The sequence below is a fragment of the Streptomyces sp. NPDC048337 genome (assembly GCF_043201175.1).
Taxonomy (GTDB): Bacteria; Actinomycetota; Actinomycetes; order Streptomycetales; family Streptomycetaceae; genus Streptomyces.
Map to the genome: position 1 here is coordinate 1 of NZ_JBICYR010000023.1, position 16,903 is coordinate 16,903.

Sequence of the window (16,903 nt, forward strand, 5' to 3'; positions counted from 1 at the left end):
GGGGGGGGGGGGGGGGGGGGGGGGGGGGGGGGGGGGGGGGGGGGGGGGGGGGGGGGGGGGGGGGGGGGGGGGGGGGGGGGGGGGGGGGGGGGGGGTGTCGTTCGGGACGGGCTTCGATGTTCGGCGCCCTTTCCGGGTCGGCTCTGCCGGGCGGGAGCGTGCGCCGGATTCATCTCGTTTTAGTCCCGGCCGACACCCCACCCCGGCCCCGACCCCGGCCGTAGCGTCCCCGGCAGGCACCTTCCCGCCCCGCCGGAGCCATTTCAGCCTCGCCGGCGTTTGAGGCGCGGGTTTGCGTCGCGGCCGGGCTCGCCGGAGGTTCGGTGGGGCGGGAAGGGGGGGTCGTAGGGTCGGGGGATGATCGGTGAGCGGTGGGTGCGGGGGTTGGTCGGGGGCGTGGTCGTGGCCGGGGTGCTGGTGGGGTGTGACACGCCGCCGGCGCCGCGGGCCGCGCCCGGGCCGACGGGGATGCCGGTCGGTCGGCCTGCGGCAGCGCCGCCGGTGCGGCCGGAGCCAGTGGTGACGCCGGAGCAGGTGACGCCGTCCGGGGACGGGGCTTGTCCCGAGGGTGGGGTGCGGTTGGTCGAGGGGGGTGGGGATGCGGCGATGGGGCTGCGGGTGGCGGAGTTGCGGCTGGTGAACTGTGGTGCGGAGTCGTACGTGGTGGAGGGTTATCCGAGCGTGGTGTTGCGGGATGACCGGAACGACCCGGTGGAGGTTTCCGTCCAGCACGGGGCGGCCGGCATCACCACGGGGGCGCCGAACGTGGACGCGGCGCCGGAGTCGGTGACGCTCGCGCCGGGGCAGTCCGCCTCGGTGGCGATGGTGTGGCGCAACCTCGTCACCGACTTCACGGCGCCCGCGGTGACGGCGCGGATCGTGGAGGTCGAGCCGCGGGCCGGAGCGCCGAAGCTGTGGCTCCGGCTCAGCGGGCCGGTCGACCTCGGGAACACCGGGAAGCTGGGCCTCGGCCCGTGGACGGCGGTGGCCCGGTGATCGTGTGGCTCAACGGTCCCTTCGGGGGCGGGAAGACGCAGACCGCGTACGAGTTGCACAGGCGGCTGGCGGGGAGCGTGGTGTGCGATCCGGAGCACGTCGGCTTCGGGCTGCACCGGATGATGCCGGCGGAGCTGCGCGGGGACTTCCAGGACCTTCCGGCGTGGCGGCAGGGGGTGGTCGAGGTACTGGAGCTCGTGGCCCGGCGGCATCCGGGGCCCGTTCTGGTGCCGATGACCGTGACGGAGCCCGCCTACTTCGCCGAGACCGTCGGGGGGCTGCGCGAACGTGGCCACGACGTACGGCACTTCGCGCTGCTGGCCGAGCGGGAGACCGTACTGCGGCGGCTGCGCGAGCGGGGGCTGGGGCGCGGGCTGAAGCGGGAGAGCTCTGCCGTGGCCCGGCTCGACGGGTGTCTGGAGGCGCTGCGCGCACCGGAGTTCGCGGAGCACCTGGCCACCGACCGGCTGACGGTGTCCCAGGTCGCCGACCGGGTCGCGGCCTCGGCGGGGCTCCGGCCGGCACCGGACACCGACGGCGCGCTCCGGGGCAGGCTCCGGCGCGCGCTCGTCGGCGTACGGCACATCCGCTTCGACTAGGACAGGCGTAGGGCGCGGCGGGCCGGGAGGAGGGTGGAGGTCAGGCCCAGGAGCAGGGCGCCCGCAACGAAGGAGCCGTAGAGCAGTGGCGGGATGTGCGGGGGCTCGCCGGTTACTGCCCTGGTCAGGGGGGTGAGGGTGGCCAGGGCGATCGCCGTGCCGAGGGTGATGCCGGCTCCGGTGATCAGGAGGGCCTCCCAGCGGAGCATCCGCAGGACCTGGCGGCGGGTGGAGCCGACCAGGCGCAGCATCCGCAGTTCGCGGCGGCGGTCGAGGACGGTCATCACGAGGGTGTTGGCGGCGGCCAGGGCGGCGAAGCCGCCGAGGACGGCCGCCATGGTGGTGTTGGCCCAGGCGTTGAGGTTGCGGTCCAGGTTCTGCGCGGTGGTCCAGCCCTCGCGGTCGGTGACGGGGCCGAGCCCCTCGGGGGCGGGGCCGCGGATCAGGAGTTCGGTGGCGCGGCCCGAGGTGGTGTGGCCGGCGAGGTCGGAGGCGGGGAGGGTGATCCGGGCGAGGCCGAGGCCGCGGGTGTAGATCGCCGCGATCTCGGGGGTGACGCGGGTTCCGTCGGGGAGGCGCAGGTCGAGGCGGTCGCCGAGGGAGGCCTGGGCGGAGTCGGCGACGCTGCGGTCCACCGCGACCTTGCCGGGGGCGAGGCGGTCGAGGCCGCCCTCGCGTACGCCGAGGTCCTGGACGCTCGCCAGGTCGCCGGAGACCCCTTGGGCGGAGACCGATTCGAGCCGGCGATCGCCGCCCTTGCCGAGCTCCGCCAGCAGGGAAGTACGGGTGATCAGGACTCCCGTCCCGGTCGGGGCCGCGGAGCCGGGGTCGGTGATCACGTGGTCGGCCAGCAGCCCGGCCCGCTGTTGCTGCCGGACGGCCCGGTCCTCGCTGGTGTGGAGGAAGACCAGGGTGGAGGAGAAGGCCATGGCGAGCACGATCGGGGTGATCGCGGAGGCGAGCCGGCGGGCGTGGGTGCGGGAGTTGGCGGCGGCCAGTTCGCCGGGGGCTCCGGCGGCGCGCAGCGGGAGGCCGAGTACGGCGGCGCAGGCGCGGGCGATCAGCGGGCCGAGCAGGGCCACGGCCAGCATGAACAGCATGACGACGCCGAGGGAGGCGTTGGCGGCGTCCTCGCCGGTGCCGGTGGCGGCGAGGCCCGCGCAGACGGATCCGCCGGCGAGGGCCGCGAGGCCGAGGGGCGTACGGATCCAGCCCGGGCGGAGGCGTTCCACGGCGGCCGCGGCGAGGGCCTGGCCGGGGCGGATGCGGGCGGGCCTGCGGGCGGCGGTCCAGCCGGCGAGCAGGGCGGTGACGAGTCCGATGCCGATGGCGGAGACGAGCGGGATCCAGGAGACGGTGAGTTCGACGGGGGCGGGGATGGCGCCCCTGGTCTTGAGCTGGCCGAACCACCAGGAGGCGAGGGCGATGCCGGGGAGGCACCCGAGGGCTCCGGCGGCGGGGGCGACGAGGAGGGCTTCGGTGGCGACGGTGCGGCGGATCTGGCGCGGGGTGGCTCCGATCGCGCGCAGCAGGGCGTACTCGCGGGAGCGCTGCCCGACGGAGAGCGCCACGGTGCCGGCGGCGGTGAAGACGGCGACGAGGGTGGCGATGCCGCCGAAGGACCCGCCGATGCCGGTCAGGAGCTCCTGGGCGGCGCCGAGCTGCGGATCCACGGTCCGGGCGGCCCCGGTGAGCACCTGGGCCCGGCCCCCGACGGCCGCCCGGGCCGCGGCGGCGGCCTCGCCGGAGCTGCCGGGGGTCGCGCCCGGGAGGAGGGCGATCGCGTCCAGGGTGTTCGGGTGGCCCGAGAGGGTGCGGGCTACGGGGTCCGTGAACCAGGCGCCCGGGGTGTCCGTATGGCCGACGACGCGGAACTCCCGCTTGCCGACCGGGGTGTCGAGGGTGATCCGGGCGGGGCCTGGAGCACCGCCCAGGACCGCCTCGTCCGCGGCGGCGGGGGCGCGGCCGGCGGTGAGGCGGGTGCCGGTGAAGGCGGTGGAGCCCCAGCCCGACGCGTCGACGGTGGCGCCCGCCTCGTTCCGTACGGGGAACACCACGTCGGGCACGGGCCGGCCCAGCGGGGCGAGCTGTTCCAGCAGGGCGGCGTCGACCCGGGCGCGTTCCGGGACCGGCACCGAGACGTCGTAGGCGCCCTCGCCGCTGCCCACCCGCAGGCGGACCTGCTGGTCGGCGGCGACGACGACGGGGACGTCGGCGTACCGGGTCGGCGGGACGCTCGCCCGTGCCCCGCTCTCCAGCAGGATGCCGCAGGCGGAGACGATGGCGACGGTCATGAGCAGGGCGAGGAAGGTGCCGGCGAAGGCGGCGGGGCGGAAGCGCACCGCCGCGCGCGCCAGGCCGTTGGGGCGGGCGAGCATCAGGCGGCCGCTCCCGCGAACGCCGGGGCGGCGGCGGGGCGCGTGGTGAGCGCGGTCATCCGGGCGGCGATGGTCTGGGCGGAGCCGCGCGGGAGCCGGTCGGCGATGAGCCCGTCGGCGAGGAAGAGCACCTGGTCGGCGTGGGCGGCGGCGGCTGGGTCGTGGGTGACCATGACGACGGTCGCGTGGAGGGAGTCGACGGCGGTCCGCAGCAGGGCGAGGACCTCGGCCGCGGTGGTGGTGTCGAGGGCGCCGGTGGGTTCGTCGGCGAAGACCACGTCGGGCCGGGTGACCAGCGCGCGGGCGATCGCGACGCGCTGCTGCTGGCCGCCGGAGAGCTCGGCGGGGCGGCGCCGGCCCTTGCCCTCCAGGCCGACGCGGGCGAGCAGTTCGGCGGCGCGGTCCCGGTCCTGGCGGCCACCGGCGAGCCGCATCGGCAGCAGCACGTTCTGCTCGACGGTGAGGGAGGGCAGCAGGTTGAAGGCCTGGAAGACGAAGCCGAGGCGGCTGCGGCGCAGTTCGGTGAGCTGGTTCTCGTTCATGCCGGTGATCTCGGTGCCGCCGAGGCGGACGGAGCCCTCGGTGGGCAGGTCGAGTCCGGCGGCGCACTGGAGGAAGGTGGACTTGCCGGAGCCGGAGGGTCCCATCACGGCGGTGAAGCTGCCGCGCGGCAGGCTGAGGTCGATGCCGCGCAGCGCGTGCACGGCGGTGGCCCCGCGCCCGTACTGGCGCCGTACGCCGCGCAGCTCGACGGCCGCCGAGGTGTCCCGTTCCGCCGGGATCCCGTATCCCGCCGCCTCCTCGGACCGCTGCTGCCGCTTCGCTCGCCGGAGCCCCATGGTGTGCCGCCTCTCGTGACATCGCATCGCATCGCCTGATCGTGGCTTCGACGCTACGGATCACGGTGGGGCGGCGGCCATGGCGGAAGCCGGTCGACCGGCAGGGGGGTAAACCCCACCAAGGGGTCAGGCCGAACGGCGGATGAGCAGCAGTGCGCGGTCGTCGTTGACGTCCTTGGCGACCTTTTCGATCAGGTGCCAGGCGGCGCCCTCCCAGCCGGCGGCGACGTAGCGGTCGGCCTCGCCCGTGAGGCGGTCGATGCCCTCGCTGATGTCGCGGTCGGCGGTCTCGACGAGGCCGTCCGTGAAGAGCATGAGGACGTCCCCGCGGCGCAGGTTCCCGCGGACGGGGGTGAATTCGGCGCCGTCGTAGACGCCGAGGAGCGGGCCCTCGCCGGACTTCTCCTGCCAGCGGCCGGAGCCCGCCGAGAGCTGGAGGGCGGGGAGGTGGCCGGCGGAGAGGAGTTCGTAGTCGCCGGTCTCCAGGTCCAGGACGAGGTGGATGGAGGTGGCGAAGCCCTCGTCCCAGTCCTGGCGGAGCAGGTAGCCGTTGGCGGCGGGCAGGAAGCCGTGCGGGGGCAGGGCGCCGAGCAGTCCGCCGAAGGCCCCGGAGAGCAGGAGTGCGCGGGAGCCCGCCTCCATGCCCTTGCCGGAGACGTCGGTCAGGACGACCTCCAGGGTCCGGCCGCCGTTCGTACGGGCCGCGACGACGAAGTCGCCGGAGAAGGACTGGCCGCCGGCCGGGCGCAGGGCCATCTCGCGGTGCCAGCCGCGCGGCAGGGCGGGCAGTTTGCTCTGGACCCGGATCCGTTCGCGCAGGTCGAAGAGCATGGTGCCGCCGCGCCGCCAGGGCACGCCGACGCGGCTGCGGAACTGTGCGATGACCAGCCCGAAGAAACCGCAGGCCGCGACGACCAGCACGGTGCCGGGGGTGACCCGGGCCGGGCCCTGGGTGTAGGGGCCGAGGACGAGGGCCTCGACGATCAGCGCGGTCGCGGAGCCGGCGTACAGCGCGAGCAGAGACGCGGGGCGCAGCAGCAGGCCCCCGGCCACGATCGGCAGGACGAGCGCGGAGGGCGAGAACCAGACGGGCAGCATCAGCGTGCCGAAGGCGAAGCCGGGGATGCTGAGCAGCAGGCCGGCGAAGGCGAGCCAGTCGGAGGCGTCGCCGCGGAAGTAGTCGACGGCGGATTTGCGCAGGGCGGTGCGGGCCCGGTGCCACAGCATGCGCGTCCGGGCCAGGAGGGTCTCCACTCGGGCTCCGGCCATTGCTTCGGGACCCTATCCATCCTCGCTGTGGATGCGCAGGGGGACCCCTGGACCGGGGGCCCGTCGGCATCCGAAAACACGTCGACTGGGACGGATTGCCCTGATAGGCATGGCCATATGGCTCTTGAGATGCGCGTATTGCAGGCTGATGAGTGGGATGTCTGGTACACCCAGCTGGAACTGGCGTTCGGTGGCGTGGCCGATTGCCCGCAAGAGCGAAAGCTCTACAAGGCGCTGACGGAGACGGAACGTTCGCTCGGCGTCTGGGACGGCGAGACCTGTGTGGGCTCGGCGGGGGCCTTCAGTTTCCGCCTCTCCGTGCCGGGCGGGGCGCTCGTCCCGGCGGCGGGGGTCACGATGGTCGGCGTCTCCCCCACCCACCGGCGGCGCGGCGTGCTCAGCTCGCTGATGCGCCGGCAATTGGACGACATCCGGGCGGGTGGCGAACCGCTCGCCGTGCTGACGGCCTCGGATCCGGCGATCTACGGGCGCTTCGGCTACGGCACGGCGACCTACGTCCTCGCGGTGGACATCGACACCACCCGTGTCCGGCTCTCCGTGCCGCCGGGGACGGACGAGGTGCGGCTGCGGCTGGTCGACCCGGAGCAGGCCCTGGCCGACTGCGAGCGGGTGTACGCGGCGCTGGTCCCGCGGCGGCCCGGCATGCCGGGCCGGCAGCCGGGCTGGGAGCGCCTCGCGCTGCTGGATCCGCCCGCCATGCGCGGCGGCGGGTCCCCGCTGAAGTGCGTGGTCGCCGAGCGGGAGGACGGCGAGGTGGTGGGGTACGCCCGCTACCGGGTCAGGCCCGACTGGGACCACAGCGGTTCGGACGGAAAGGTCGATGTGGTCGACCTCGACGCGCTGGACCCGGTGACGGGCGCGGCGCTGTGGCGCTACCTCTTCGGGATCGACCTGACGTGGACGGTGACGGCGAAGCGCCGGCCGGTGGACGACCCGCTGCTGCACCTGGTCACCGATGTCCGCAGGTCGAAGCCGAACACGCGGGACGCACTGTACGTACGGCTGGTCGACCTGCCGGCCGCGCTGGAGGCGCGGACGTACGGGGCCCCGCTGGACGTGGGCGTGGAGGTCGAGGACGCCTTCTGCCCGTGGAACGAGGGGCGGTGGCGGCTGGTCGCCGACGACAAGGGCGGGGCGCGCTGCGCGCGGACCGAGGACCCGGCGGACCTGGAACTCTCGGTCCGGGAGCTGGGGTCGGCGTACCTGGGCGGGATCACCCTCACCTCGCTGGCGGCGGCCGGCCGCGTACGCGAGCTGCGCCCGGGCGCCGTGGCGGAGGCCTCCCGCGCGTTCGCGGGGGACGTGGCGCCGTGGCTCCCGCACGGGTTCTGAGCGGCTGCCTCCCGGCGGGGCACGAGGTCGAACAGGGCCGGGACGCGCGGGCAGTGCACGGGCCGCGGTGCGGCCGCGGGCGCGGGGCGGCGAGCCCGGCTTCGGCCCGCGTGTCCGTCCGGCTCCGCGCTAGCGGGTCTGGCAGCAAGGGCACCAGAAGAGGTTGCGGGCGGCGAGGTCGGCGGTGCGGATCTCGCCCCCGCAGATGTGGCAGGGCAGGTTCGCCCTCCGGTAGACGTACACCTCGCCGCCGTGGTCGTCCACCCGCGGCGGGCGGCCCATCGCCTCGGGCAGGTGCTCGTCGCGGACGGTGTCGATGCGGTTCTTCCGGACGCCCTCGCGCATCAGGGCGGCCAGGTCGGCCCACATGGCGTCCCATTCGGCGCGGGTGAGGTCCTTGCCGAGCCGGTACGGGTCGATGCCGTGCCGGAAGAGGACCTCGGCCCGGTAGACGTTGCCGATGCCCGCGACGATCTTCTGGTCCATGAGCAGGGCGGCGACGGTGGTGCGCGAACGGGAGATGCGGGCCCAGGCGCGGTCGGGGTCGTCGGCCGGGCGCAGCGGGTCGGGGCCGAGCCGGTCGTGTATCGCCTTCTTCTCGCCCTCGCCGATCAGCGCGCAGGCGGTGGGCCCGCGCAGGTCGGCGTAGTGGTCCTCGTTCAGCAGGCGCAGCCGGACCGTGTCGGTGGCCGGCGGTGCCGGGGCGGGGCCGAAGCCGAGCTTGCCGAAGAGGCCGAGGTGGATGTGGATCCAGGCGTCGCCGAGCTCCAGGAAGAGGTGCTTGCCGTGGGCCTCGGCGCTCTCCAGTTCACGTCCGTCGAGCAGGGCCGCGCTTTCCGCGAAGCGGCCCTGGGGGCTGCTGACGCGGACGGTACGGCCCGCGAACCGCTCGGCGTGGTCCTGGGCGAGGCGGTGGATCGTGTGTCCCTCGGGCACGGCTGCTCTCCTTGGAACGGCTGCTCTCACTGGAAACGAGAAGGCCGCGCCCCCGGGGAACCGGAGGCACGGCCGGGTGGGATCAGCCCTGCTGCGGGTGGTGGGCCGGGATCGGGGGGAGCTCGCCGGTCTGCTCGTAGGCGGAGAGCATGTCGATGCGGCGCGTGTGGCGCTCCTCGTCGGAGTACGGGGTCGCCAGGAAGGCCTCGATGAAGCCGACGGCCTCGTCCTGCGTGTGCATGCGGCCGCCGACGGAGATCACGTTGGCGTTGTTGTGCTCACGGCCGAGCTTCGCGGTCTCGACGCTCCAGGCCAGGATGGCGCGGACGCCCTTGACCTTGTTCGCGGCGATCTGCTCGCCGTTGCCGGAGCCGCCGATCACGATGCCGAGGCTGCCCTGGTCCGCGGCGGTCTTCTCCGCGGCGCGGAGGCAGAACGGCGGGTAGTCGTCCACCGCGTCGTAGATGTGGGGCCCGCAGTCGACGGGCTCGTGGCCGTTGTTCTTGAGCCAGTCCACCAGGTGGTTCTTGAGCTCAAAGCCTGCATGGTCGGATCCGAGGTACACGCGCATGGAACGAGTGTGGCACGAGCGGGCCCTGCGGCCCTCAGCGGGTGTCGCGTAAGTCACTTCTAAAGCTCAAGTAAACCCAAAGAACGCAGATGGGACATGGCGGGACCTAGGTCCTGGACTTTCGTCCCAAAGCAACGATCCGGATTGAGGTCTTCCGTCCTGCGTTCATCTCAGGTTTGAATGCCCGGGCTCGCAACCCGAGAACCTAAGGATCCGTCCATGAGCTCCACGACGACCCTTCAGAAGGAAGGCGACCCCACCGCGAACAACGGTGCCGGTCAGTCCTCCGACGGTCTGAAGGCCGGTCTCAAGAACCGCCACCTGTCCATGATCGCCATTGGCGGCGTCATCGGCGCCGGTCTCTTCGTCGGCTCCGGCGGCGGCATCGCCAAGGCCGGCCCCGCCATCCTGATCTCGTACGCCCTCGTCGGCGCGATGGTCGTCTTCGTGATGCGCATGCTCGGCGAGATGGCCGCCGCCAGCCCGAACTCGGGCTCGTTCTCCGCTTACGCCGACCGCGCCCTCGGTCGCTGGGCCGGCTTCTCCATCGGCTGGCTGTACTGGTTCTTCTGGGTCGTCGTGCTGGCCGTGGAGGCCACCGCCGGTGCCTCGATCCTGGAGGGCTGGATCCCGGCCGTCCCGCAGTGGGCCTGGGCCCTGATCGTGATGGCGGTGCTGACCGCCACCAACCTCGGTTCCGTCGCCTCGTACGGTGAGTTCGAGTTCTGGTTCGCGGGCATCAAGGTCGTCGCCATCGGCGCCTTCGTGATCATCGGCATGCTCGCCGTCTTCGGCGTCCTGCCGGGCTCGGACAACCCGGGCGCCGGCTTCGCCCACCTGACCGACACCGGCGGCTTCTTCCCCAACGGGTACGGCGCCGTCCTCACCGGTGTGCTGATGGTCGTCTTCTCCTTCATGGGCAGCGAGATCGTCACCCTGGCGGCCGGCGAGTCGGAGAACCCGCGCAAGGCCGTCACCCAGGCCACCAACTCCGTCATCTGGCGGATCGGCGTCTTCTACCTCGGCTCGATCTTCATCGTGCTGACGCTGCTCCCCTGGAACGACAAGTCGATCACCGAGAAGGGCTCGTACGTCGCCGCCCTCGACTCGATCGGCATCGCGCACGCCGGCACGATCATGGAGGTCATCGTCCTGACCGCCGTGCTGTCCTGCCTGAACTCGGGCCTCTACACCGCCTCCCGCATGGCCTTCTCGCTCGGTGAGCGCGGCGACGCGCCGAAGGCGTTCGCCAAGGTCAACTCCAAGGGCGTGCCCGTGGCCGCGATCCTGGGCTCCACGGTCTTCGGCTTCATCGCCGTCTACTTCAACTACGCCTTCAAGGACACGGTCTTCAACTTCCTCCTGAACTCCTCCGGCGCCATCGCCCTCTTCGTGTGGCTGGTGATCTGCTTCACCCAGCTGAAGATGCGCGGGATCCTGGTCCGCGAGGCCCCGGAGAAGCTGACCGTCAAGATGTGGCTCTTCCCGTGGCTGACCTGGGCCACCGCCGCACTGATCATGTTCGTGATCGGCTACATGTTCGTGGACGACGCCAACCGCGAGGTGGTCACCCTGTCCACCCTGGTCGCCGGCATCGTCGTGGCCGTCGGCGTGGTCCTGGACTTCCGCCGCAAGCGGGCCGCGCTGCAGGGCTGATCCCGCCCGCGCCCGTGGTGCACGTACGCCGGAGCCCGGCCCGCCTCCTCAGGCGGGCCGGGCTCCGGCGGATCCGGGGGCGTACGGGCTCAGCCGCGGCGGTCGGCCAGCTTCCAGGCGGCCGGCAGGGCGCCCATCGCCAGGGCCGCCTTGAGGGCGTCGCCGATCAGGAACGGGGTCAGGCCCGCCGCGACGGCGGCGCTCAGGGACATCCCGGTGGCGGCCATCAGGTACGGCACGCCCACCGCGTAGATCACCGCGGAGCCGAGCACCATCGTGCCCGCCGTACGCAGCACCGAGCGGTCGGCGCCGCGCCGCGCGAGGGCGCCGACGAGGGTGGCGGCGAGCAGCATGCCGAGCACGTACCCGAAGGAGGCGTCGCTCGCCCCGGAGGTGCCGTTCGCGAACCACGGCACCCCGGCCGCGCCGGCGAGGGCGTACAGCGTCAGCGCGAGGAAGCCGCGGCGGGCGCCGAAGGCGGTGCCGACCAGCAGCGCGGCGAAGGTCTGGCCGGTGACCGGGACCGGGGAGCCGGGGACGGGCACCGCGATCTGGGCGGCCAGGCCGGTGAGCGCGGCTCCGCCGACGACGAGCGCGAGGTCACGGACGCGGCTCGCGGGCAGCAGATCGGCGAGGACGGCGCCGGGCCGGAAGGAGACGGAAGCAGTGCTCATGAGGGGGCTCCGCGGGTGGTGATCGACAGGACACCGTGACGCTAGTGCGCGGCATGCCGCCGACCCACCGCCGGCCGGAACAAAGCCATACTGTCCGGTTTGGTGGGGACTGGACAAAGGGCCCGCGCTACACCCCGGTTGGAGTGATCCCCATCACGGGGAACATCCGACGACACATCCTTTTTGCTCCCACGGGCGCCCTGCAGCCAGACTGTAGGTTCCCGCCAATCCCTCCCGTCCCTTGCGCAGCCCCCAGCGTCGCTTGCCTATCGAGAGTACGAATCCCCTCATGCGCGAACACCTGCCCGACCTGCCCCCGGAACCCCTCAGCCACAGCCTGAAGCAGCGTCACCTGACCATGCTGGGCCTCGGCGGCGTCATCGGCGCCGGCCTCTTCGTCGGCTCCGGCGCCGGCATCTCCATCGCCGGCCCCGCGATCATCTGCTCGTACCTGCTCGCGGGCGTGCTCGCGATGCTGGTCATGCGGGCGCTCGGCGAGATGTCGGCGGCGATGCCCGCCTCCGGCTCCTTCTCCGTCTACGCCGAGAAGGCCCTGGGGCGCTGGGCCGGCTTCTCGGCGGGCTGGCTGTACTGGTTCCTGCTGGTCGTGGTGCTCGCCGTGGAGGCCACGGGCGCCGCGAAGATCGCGCACGGCTGGGTGCCGTCCATCGACCAGTGGGTCTGGGTGCTGCTCTTCATGGTGGTCTTCACCGCGAGCAACCTGGCCGCCGTACGCAACTTCGGCGAGTTCGAGTTCTGGTTCGCGGCCCTGAAGGTCGGCGCGATCGTGCTCTTCCTGGTCCTCGGCACCCTCGCGGTCTTCGGCGTGCTTCCCGACACCGAACCCGTGGGGTTCACCAACCTGACCGGCCAGGGCGGCTTCTTCCCGGCCGGCGTCGGCGGGGTCGTCGCGGGCATGCTCGCCGTCGTCTTCGCCTTCGGCGGCCTGGAGGTCGTCACCATCGCGGCCGCCGAGTCGGACGACCCGGCGCGCTCCGTCTCCCGCGCCGTGCGCAGCGCCGTGTGGCGCATCCTCTTCTTCTACGTCGGCTCGATGCTGGTCATCGTGACCCTGCTGCCGTGGGACTCGCTGGAGCCGGGCGAGAGCCCGTACGTCGCCGTCCTCGACTCGATCGGTATCCCGGGCGCCGGCCAGATCATGAACATCGTGGTCTTCGTGGCGCTGCTCTCGGCCCTCAACGCGAACCTGTACGGATCCTCGCGCATGGTGTTCTCGCTGGCCGAGCGGGGCGAGGCGCCGAAGGCGCTGCTGAAGGTCTCCGGCAGCGGGGTGCCGCGCCGGGCCGTCTTCGCCTCGGTGGCCTTCGGCTTCGTGTCGGTGGTGCTGAACCTGCTGTGGCCGGACACCATCTTCCTCTACATGCTCAACGCGGTCGGCGCGGTGCTGCTGTTCGTGTGGGCGCTGATCGCCGTCTCGCAGCTGAAGCTGCGCCGGAAGATCGAGCGGGACATGCCCGAGCGGCTGACGCTGCCGATGTGGCTGTTCCCGTACGCGACCTGGGCGGCGCTGCTCGGCATGGGCGCGGTGCTGGTCCTGATGCTGTTCGACGACTCGGCGCGGCCGCAGCTGCTGTGGTCGACGGGCGCGGCGGCCGTGGTCCTGCTGGTGGCGTGGGCGCGGGAGGTGCGGGACCGCCGCTCGGCGGCCTGACGCGGCGCGCGCCGTTGCTCAGGTGCGCAGGTAGGAGGCCCCGTTGACGTCGAGGACCGTGCCCGAGCTCCACATCGCGCCGGGGGAGGCCAGGTAGAGCACGGCGGAGGCGATCTCGTCGGGGTCAGCGACGCGGCCGAAGGGGCTCTGGGCCCGGATCCGCTCGCCCTCGGGCCCGTCCAGCCGGCCGGCGACCCGCTCGGTGGCGACGAAGCCCGGCGCCACCGAGGCGACCGCGATGCCGTGCGGCGCGAGGGAGACGGCGAGCGACTGCCCGAGCGCGTGCAGGGCGGCCTTGGTGGCGCCGTAGGCGGGGTGGTCGGGCTCGCCCCGGAAGGCGCCGCGCGAGCCGATGTTGACGATGCGTCCCTCGCGGCCCGCTCCGATCATGCGGCGGGAGACGCAGTAGCTCAGGTTGGCGGCGCCGAAGAGGTTGACCGCGGCGGTCCTGCGCCAGGCCTCCTGCCAGTCCTCGTACGAGGTGGCGGCCGGCGGGTGGGCGACCATGACGGCGGCGTTGTTCACCAGGACGTCCACACCGCCGAGCGCCTCGTCCGCCTCGGCCGCCAGCTCCTCGACGCGGGCCGGGTCGGCGAGATCGGCCGCGACCAGGACGTGCCCCTCCCCCTCCAGCCCGGCGAGGGTCTCCTCGGCGTCGGCCTGCCGGGCGGAGCAGTGCACGGCGACCCGGTCTCCCCGCCGGGCGAAGGCGGCCGCGACCGCCCGCCCGATGCCCCGGGAGGCGCCCGTGACGAGCACGCCCCGTCCACTGTCGCGAAGCCCTGTCACGGTCCGGCCCATCCCGGCGACCCCCTCGATCCCGTACCTGCGCGTCGCCGCGAGCGTACGGACATGATCACGATAGGTGAAAGCGTTATCCGAATATCGGACATCCAACGTCCGCTGAGCGGACACTCGGCACACTGACCCCCATGAGCCAGAGCAGCACCCTCGCACCCCCCGAACAGCGGCAGGACACTGCCGGGTCCCCCCTCGGCAACGGCCTCAAGCAGCGCCACCTCTCGATGATCGCCCTCGGCGGGGTCATCGGCGCCGGGCTCTTCGTCGGCTCCGGCGCCGGCATCGCGGCCGCGGGCCCCTCGATCGTGCTCGCGTACGCCGCGTCCGGGCTGCTCGTGATGTTCATGATGCGGATGCTCGGCGAGATGTCCGCGGCCAACCCGGCCTCCGGCTCCTTCTCGGTCCACGCGGAACGGGCGATCGGCCCGTGGGCCGGCTTCACCGCCGGCTGGATGTTCTGGACGCTGCTGTGCGTGGGCGTGGCCATCGAGGCCATCGGCGCGGCGCACATCATGACGGGCTGGTTCCCGGGCACCCCCTCCTGGATGTGGGTGCTGGTCTTCATGGCCGTCTTCTGCGGGTCCAACCTGGCCGCCGTCTCCAACTTCGGCGAGTTCGAGTTCTGGTTCTCGGCGCTGAAGATCGGCGCCATCGGGCTCTTCCTGGGCCTGGGCGTGCTGGCCGTCCTCGGCGTGCTGCCCGGCACTTCCTCCCCCGCCGCCGCCAACCTCCTGCACGACGGCGGCTTCCTGCCCAACGGGGTGGACGGCCTGCTGGTCGGCCTGCTGGCCTCGGTCGTCGCGTACGGCGGGCTGGAGACGGTGACCATCGCGGCCGCCGAGTCGGAGAACCCCGTCAAGGGCGTGGCCAAGGCCGTGAAGACCACCATGTGGCGGATCGCGATCGTCTACGTCGGCTCGATGCTGGTGATCGTCACGCTGCTGCCGTGGAACGACCCGTCGGTGACCGAGCAGGGCCCGTACGCGGCCACCCTGGACCACCTGGGCATCCCGGCCGCCGGCCAGATCATGAACGTGGTCATCCTGATCGCCCTGCTGTCCGCGATGAACGCCAACATCTACGGCTCCTCGCGCATGGCCTACTCCCTCGTCTCCCGCGGCCAGGGCCCGAAGGCGCTGGGCAAGGTCACCGGCCGGGTGCCGCGCCGGGCGGTGCTCGCCTCCTCCGGCTTCGGTTTCGTCACCGTGCTGCTGTCCTACTGGTACCCCGACACCCTCTTCGCCTGGCTGCTGAACATGGTCGGCGGGGTCATCCTCATCGTCTGGGGCTTCATCGCCGTCTCGCAGTTCGTGCTGCGCCGCAGGCTGGAGCGCGAGGCCCCGGAGAAGCTGGTCGTGAGGATGTGGGGCTTCCCGTACCTGACCTGGGTGGCGCTGGCCGGGGTGGCCGGGGTCCTGGTGCTGATGGCGCTGGGCGAGGACACCCGGATCCAGGTGGTCTTCACCGGCGGCCTGACCCTCGCCCTCGCGGCCACCGGCTACGCCCTCCAGCGCCGGGCCGCGGCGCGTTCCTGACGGTCCCACAGCACCCGAGGCGGGCCCCGTGCGCAGGCACGGGGCCCGCCTTTTCGCACTCAGGTAACCCTTACGTGTGACTGGGAATAGATACTGCTAGCGTGCAGTTGCGCATTGATTGCAATAAGCAGTTGGCACGCCGAGGGGACCGGATACACGCATGGCCATCTACACGCTTCCTGAGCTTCCGTACGACTACGCGGCTCTCGAGCCGGTGATCAACCCGCAGATCATCGAGCTGCACCACGACAAGCACCACGCGGCCTACGTCACGGGCGCCAACAACACGCTGGAGCAGCTGGCGGAGGCGCGCGACAAGGAGAACTGGGGCGCCCTCAACGGCCTGGAGAAGAACCTCGCGTTCCACCTCTCCGGCCACATCCTGCACAGCATCTACTGGCACAACATGGCCAGCCCGAAGACCGGCGAGGGCGGCGGCGAGCCCACCGCGGCCGACGGCCTGGGCGACCTGGCCGACGCGATCACCGAGTCCTTCGGCTCCTTCGCGAAGTTCAAGAAGCAGCTCACCTTCGCCTCCTCCGCCACCCAGGGCTCCGGCTGGGGCGTGCTCGCGTACGAGCCCGTCAGCGGCCGCCTCGTCGTCGAGCAGGTCTACGACCACCAGGGCAACGTGGGCGTGGCCAGCACCCCGATCCTGGTCTTCGACGCCTGGGAGCACGCCTTCTACCTGCAGTACAAGAACCAGAAGGTGGACTTCATCGAGGCGATGTGGAACGTCGTCAACTGGCAGGACGTGTCCAAGCGCTACGCCGACGCCAAGGCCAACACCCCGCTGCTGATCCCCGCCAAGGGCTGATCGCCGCCCCCAAGCCGCCCGCCTCGTGATCGTCTTCTCAACCTTCACCTGCGGGCGTTTCCACCAGAAGGCCCCCTTGAGGACGTGACTCAAGGGGGCCTTCTGCGCGGTGTGTCCTGGGCTACTCGAAGCTCGGGCCCTTGGTGCGGGTGCGCTTGATCTCGTAGAAGCCGGGGGTGGAGGCGACCAGCAGGGTGCCGTCCCACAGCCGGGCGGCGGCCTCGCCGCGCGGGGTCGGGGTGACGACCGGACCGAAGAAGGCGACGTCGCCCTCGGCGCCCGGAACGGATATCACCGGGGTGCCGACCTCCTGGCCGACGCGGTCGATGCCGTCGTTGTGGGAGGCGCGCAGCACCTCGTCGTACTCGTCGGAGTCGGCGTAGGCGAGCAGCTCGGCCGGCAGGCCGACCTCGTCGAGGGCGGCGGCGATGACCTCGCGGGTCGGGCCCTGGCCCTCGTTGTGGATCTTGGTGCCGAGGGCCGTGTACAGCTTGCCGGTGATCTCCTCACCGTGCTTCTGCTGGGCCGCGATCACCACGCGCACCGGGGCCCAGCCCTTGGGGCCGAGCAGGTCGCGGTAGACCTCGGGCAGCTCGTCGAGCTTGTTCTCGTTGAGCACGGCCAGGCTCATGACGTGCCAGCGGACCTCGACGTCGCGGACCTTCTCGACCTCCAGCATCCAGCGGGAGGTCATCCAGGCCCAGGGGCAGAGCGGGTCGAACCAGAAGTCGACCGGAGTCTTCTCGCGCACCTGGGTGTCGGTCATGTCTCTCCTCAGTCCTCGGTACTCAGCCGGAAAAGGGCATC

General features: G+C 72.5%; 15 protein-coding genes. 7 read left to right on the forward strand and 8 right to left on the reverse strand.

The annotated features are described in order from the left end of the window. The first annotated feature begins 606 nt into the window (after nucleotides 1-606). Together ACGFYU_RS29840 and ACGFYU_RS29845 are read left to right on the forward strand one after the other, a co-directional pair. Complete coding sequence (locus ACGFYU_RS29840; RefSeq protein ID WP_393830411.1) at nucleotides 607-996, forward strand: DUF4232 domain-containing protein; 390 nt, start codon at nucleotides 607-609, stop codon at nucleotides 994-996. Next, nucleotides 993-1,595, forward strand: a complete 603-nt coding sequence (locus tag ACGFYU_RS29845; protein WP_393830517.1) for an AAA family ATPase — start codon at nucleotides 993-995, stop codon at nucleotides 1,593-1,595. The genes ACGFYU_RS29840 and ACGFYU_RS29845 overlap by 4 nt, the downstream gene beginning before the upstream one ends. Here the strand turns inward: ACGFYU_RS29845 and ACGFYU_RS29850 are convergent. The 3 genes from ACGFYU_RS29850 to ACGFYU_RS29860 all read right to left on the reverse strand — a co-directional run bounded on the left by ACGFYU_RS29850 (nucleotide 1,592) and on the right by ACGFYU_RS29860 (nucleotide 6,081). Next, nucleotides 1,592-3,973 carry an FtsX-like permease family protein gene (locus tag ACGFYU_RS29850; RefSeq protein ID WP_393830412.1) on the reverse strand — a complete coding sequence of 794 codons (2,382 nt, stop codon included), beginning with the start codon at nucleotides 3,971-3,973 and terminating at the stop codon, nucleotides 1,592-1,594. The genes ACGFYU_RS29845 and ACGFYU_RS29850 overlap by 4 nt on opposite strands. Then, complete coding sequence (locus tag ACGFYU_RS29855) at nucleotides 3,973-4,812, reverse strand: ABC transporter ATP-binding protein (RefSeq protein ID WP_393830413.1); 840 nt, start codon at nucleotides 4,810-4,812, stop codon at nucleotides 3,973-3,975. The genes ACGFYU_RS29850 and ACGFYU_RS29855 overlap by 1 nt, the downstream gene beginning before the upstream one ends. Nucleotides 4,813-4,938: 126 nt before the next feature. Further along, nucleotides 4,939-6,081, reverse strand: a complete 1,143-nt coding sequence (locus ACGFYU_RS29860; protein WP_393830414.1) for a PP2C family protein-serine/threonine phosphatase — start codon at nucleotides 6,079-6,081, stop codon at nucleotides 4,939-4,941. Between the two features lie 129 nt (nucleotides 6,082-6,210). On the opposite strand from ACGFYU_RS29860, the gene ACGFYU_RS29865 reads away from it, so the two are divergent. Next, a complete protein-coding gene (locus ACGFYU_RS29865; RefSeq protein WP_393830415.1) occupies nucleotides 6,211-7,434 on the forward strand; it encodes a GNAT family N-acetyltransferase in 1,224 nt (407 codons plus the stop codon). Nucleotides 7,435-7,563: 129 nt separating this feature from the next. Here the strand turns inward: ACGFYU_RS29865 and ACGFYU_RS29870 are convergent, their stop codons facing one another. Both ACGFYU_RS29870 and ACGFYU_RS29875 read right to left on the reverse strand, forming a co-directional pair. Continuing rightward, the gene (locus tag ACGFYU_RS29870) at nucleotides 7,564-8,370 is read right to left on the reverse strand and encodes an Fpg/Nei family DNA glycosylase (RefSeq protein WP_393830416.1); all 807 of its coding nucleotides are present in this window, start codon (nucleotides 8,368-8,370) and stop codon (nucleotides 7,564-7,566) included. Nucleotides 8,371-8,452: 82 nt separating this feature from the next. Next, entirely contained in the window at nucleotides 8,453-8,941 is a 489-nt protein-coding gene (locus ACGFYU_RS29875) for a ribose-5-phosphate isomerase (RefSeq protein WP_393830417.1), read from the reverse strand. A 219-nt stretch (nucleotides 8,942-9,160) separates the two neighbouring features. On the opposite strand from ACGFYU_RS29875, the gene ACGFYU_RS29880 reads away from it, so the two are divergent. Beyond that, nucleotides 9,161-10,597 (forward strand): amino acid permease, encoded by a 1,437-nt coding sequence (locus ACGFYU_RS29880; protein ID WP_393830418.1) that lies wholly within the window; start codon nucleotides 9,161-9,163, stop codon nucleotides 10,595-10,597. An 89-nt stretch (nucleotides 10,598-10,686) separates the two neighbouring features. Here the strand turns inward: ACGFYU_RS29880 and ACGFYU_RS29885 are convergent, their stop codons facing one another. Beyond that, entirely contained in the window at nucleotides 10,687-11,271 is a 585-nt protein-coding gene (locus ACGFYU_RS29885) for a biotin transporter BioY (RefSeq protein ID WP_393830419.1), read from the reverse strand. Nucleotides 11,272-11,560: 289 nt separating this feature from the next. Here ACGFYU_RS29885 and ACGFYU_RS29890 point away from each other — a divergent pair, with 289 nt between their 5' ends. Continuing rightward, nucleotides 11,561-12,943 carry an amino acid permease gene (locus ACGFYU_RS29890; RefSeq protein WP_393830420.1) on the forward strand — a complete coding sequence of 461 codons (1,383 nt, stop codon included), beginning with the start codon at nucleotides 11,561-11,563 and terminating at the stop codon, nucleotides 12,941-12,943. An 18-nt stretch (nucleotides 12,944-12,961) separates the two neighbouring features. Here ACGFYU_RS29890 and ACGFYU_RS29895 read toward each other — a convergent pair whose 3' ends face one another. Continuing rightward, a complete protein-coding gene (locus tag ACGFYU_RS29895; protein ID WP_393830421.1) occupies nucleotides 12,962-13,744 on the reverse strand; it encodes an SDR family NAD(P)-dependent oxidoreductase in 783 nt (260 codons plus the stop codon). 131 nt (nucleotides 13,745-13,875) lie between these two features. Here ACGFYU_RS29895 and ACGFYU_RS29900 point away from each other — a divergent pair, with 131 nt between their 5' ends. Together ACGFYU_RS29900 and ACGFYU_RS29905 are read left to right on the forward strand one after the other, a co-directional pair. Then, nucleotides 13,876-15,279, forward strand: coding sequence for an amino acid permease (locus tag ACGFYU_RS29900; RefSeq protein WP_393830422.1), 1,404 nt, complete (start codon nucleotides 13,876-13,878; stop codon nucleotides 15,277-15,279). A 160-nt stretch (nucleotides 15,280-15,439) separates the two neighbouring features. Continuing rightward, the gene (locus ACGFYU_RS29905) at nucleotides 15,440-16,096 is read left to right on the forward strand and encodes a superoxide dismutase (RefSeq protein ID WP_030016698.1); all 657 of its coding nucleotides are present in this window, start codon (nucleotides 15,440-15,442) and stop codon (nucleotides 16,094-16,096) included. A 121-nt stretch (nucleotides 16,097-16,217) separates the two neighbouring features. Here the strand turns inward: ACGFYU_RS29905 and ACGFYU_RS29910 are convergent, their stop codons facing one another. Next, the gene (locus tag ACGFYU_RS29910; RefSeq protein WP_393830423.1) at nucleotides 16,218-16,862 is read right to left on the reverse strand and encodes a DsbA family protein; all 645 of its coding nucleotides are present in this window, start codon (nucleotides 16,860-16,862) and stop codon (nucleotides 16,218-16,220) included. Nucleotides 16,863-16,903: the final 41 nt, after the last annotated feature.

Coding starts and splice junctions, on each gene's coding strand:
- ACGFYU_RS29840 (WP_393830411.1), top strand. CDS start 607: ATGGGGCTGCGGGTGGCGGAGTTGCGGCTGGTGAACTGTGGTGCGGAG.
- ACGFYU_RS29850 (WP_393830412.1), bottom strand. CDS start 3,973: ATGCTCGCCCGCCCCAACGGCCTGGCGCGCGCGGCGGTGCGCTTCCGC.
- ACGFYU_RS29855 (WP_393830413.1), bottom strand. CDS start 4,812: ATGGGGCTCCGGCGAGCGAAGCGGCAGCAGCGGTCCGAGGAGGCGGCG.
- ACGFYU_RS29860 (WP_393830414.1), bottom strand. CDS start 6,081: ATGGCCGGAGCCCGAGTGGAGACCCTCCTGGCCCGGACGCGCATGCTG.
- ACGFYU_RS29865 (WP_393830415.1), top strand. CDS start 6,211: ATGCGCGTATTGCAGGCTGATGAGTGGGATGTCTGGTACACCCAGCTG.
- ACGFYU_RS29875 (WP_393830417.1), bottom strand. CDS start 8,941: ATGCGCGTGTACCTCGGATCCGACCATGCAGGCTTTGAGCTCAAGAAC.
- ACGFYU_RS29880 (WP_393830418.1), top strand. CDS start 9,161: ATGAGCTCCACGACGACCCTTCAGAAGGAAGGCGACCCCACCGCGAAC.
- ACGFYU_RS29885 (WP_393830419.1), bottom strand. CDS start 11,271: ATGAGCACTGCTTCCGTCTCCTTCCGGCCCGGCGCCGTCCTCGCCGAT.
- ACGFYU_RS29890 (WP_393830420.1), top strand. CDS start 11,561: ATGCGCGAACACCTGCCCGACCTGCCCCCGGAACCCCTCAGCCACAGC.
- ACGFYU_RS29895 (WP_393830421.1), bottom strand. CDS start 13,744: ATGGGCCGGACCGTGACAGGGCTTCGCGACAGTGGACGGGGCGTGCTC.
- ACGFYU_RS29900 (WP_393830422.1), top strand. CDS start 13,876: ATGAGCCAGAGCAGCACCCTCGCACCCCCCGAACAGCGGCAGGACACT.
- ACGFYU_RS29905 (WP_030016698.1), top strand. CDS start 15,440: ATGGCCATCTACACGCTTCCTGAGCTTCCGTACGACTACGCGGCTCTC.
- ACGFYU_RS29910 (WP_393830423.1), bottom strand. CDS start 16,862: ATGACCGACACCCAGGTGCGCGAGAAGACTCCGGTCGACTTCTGGTTC.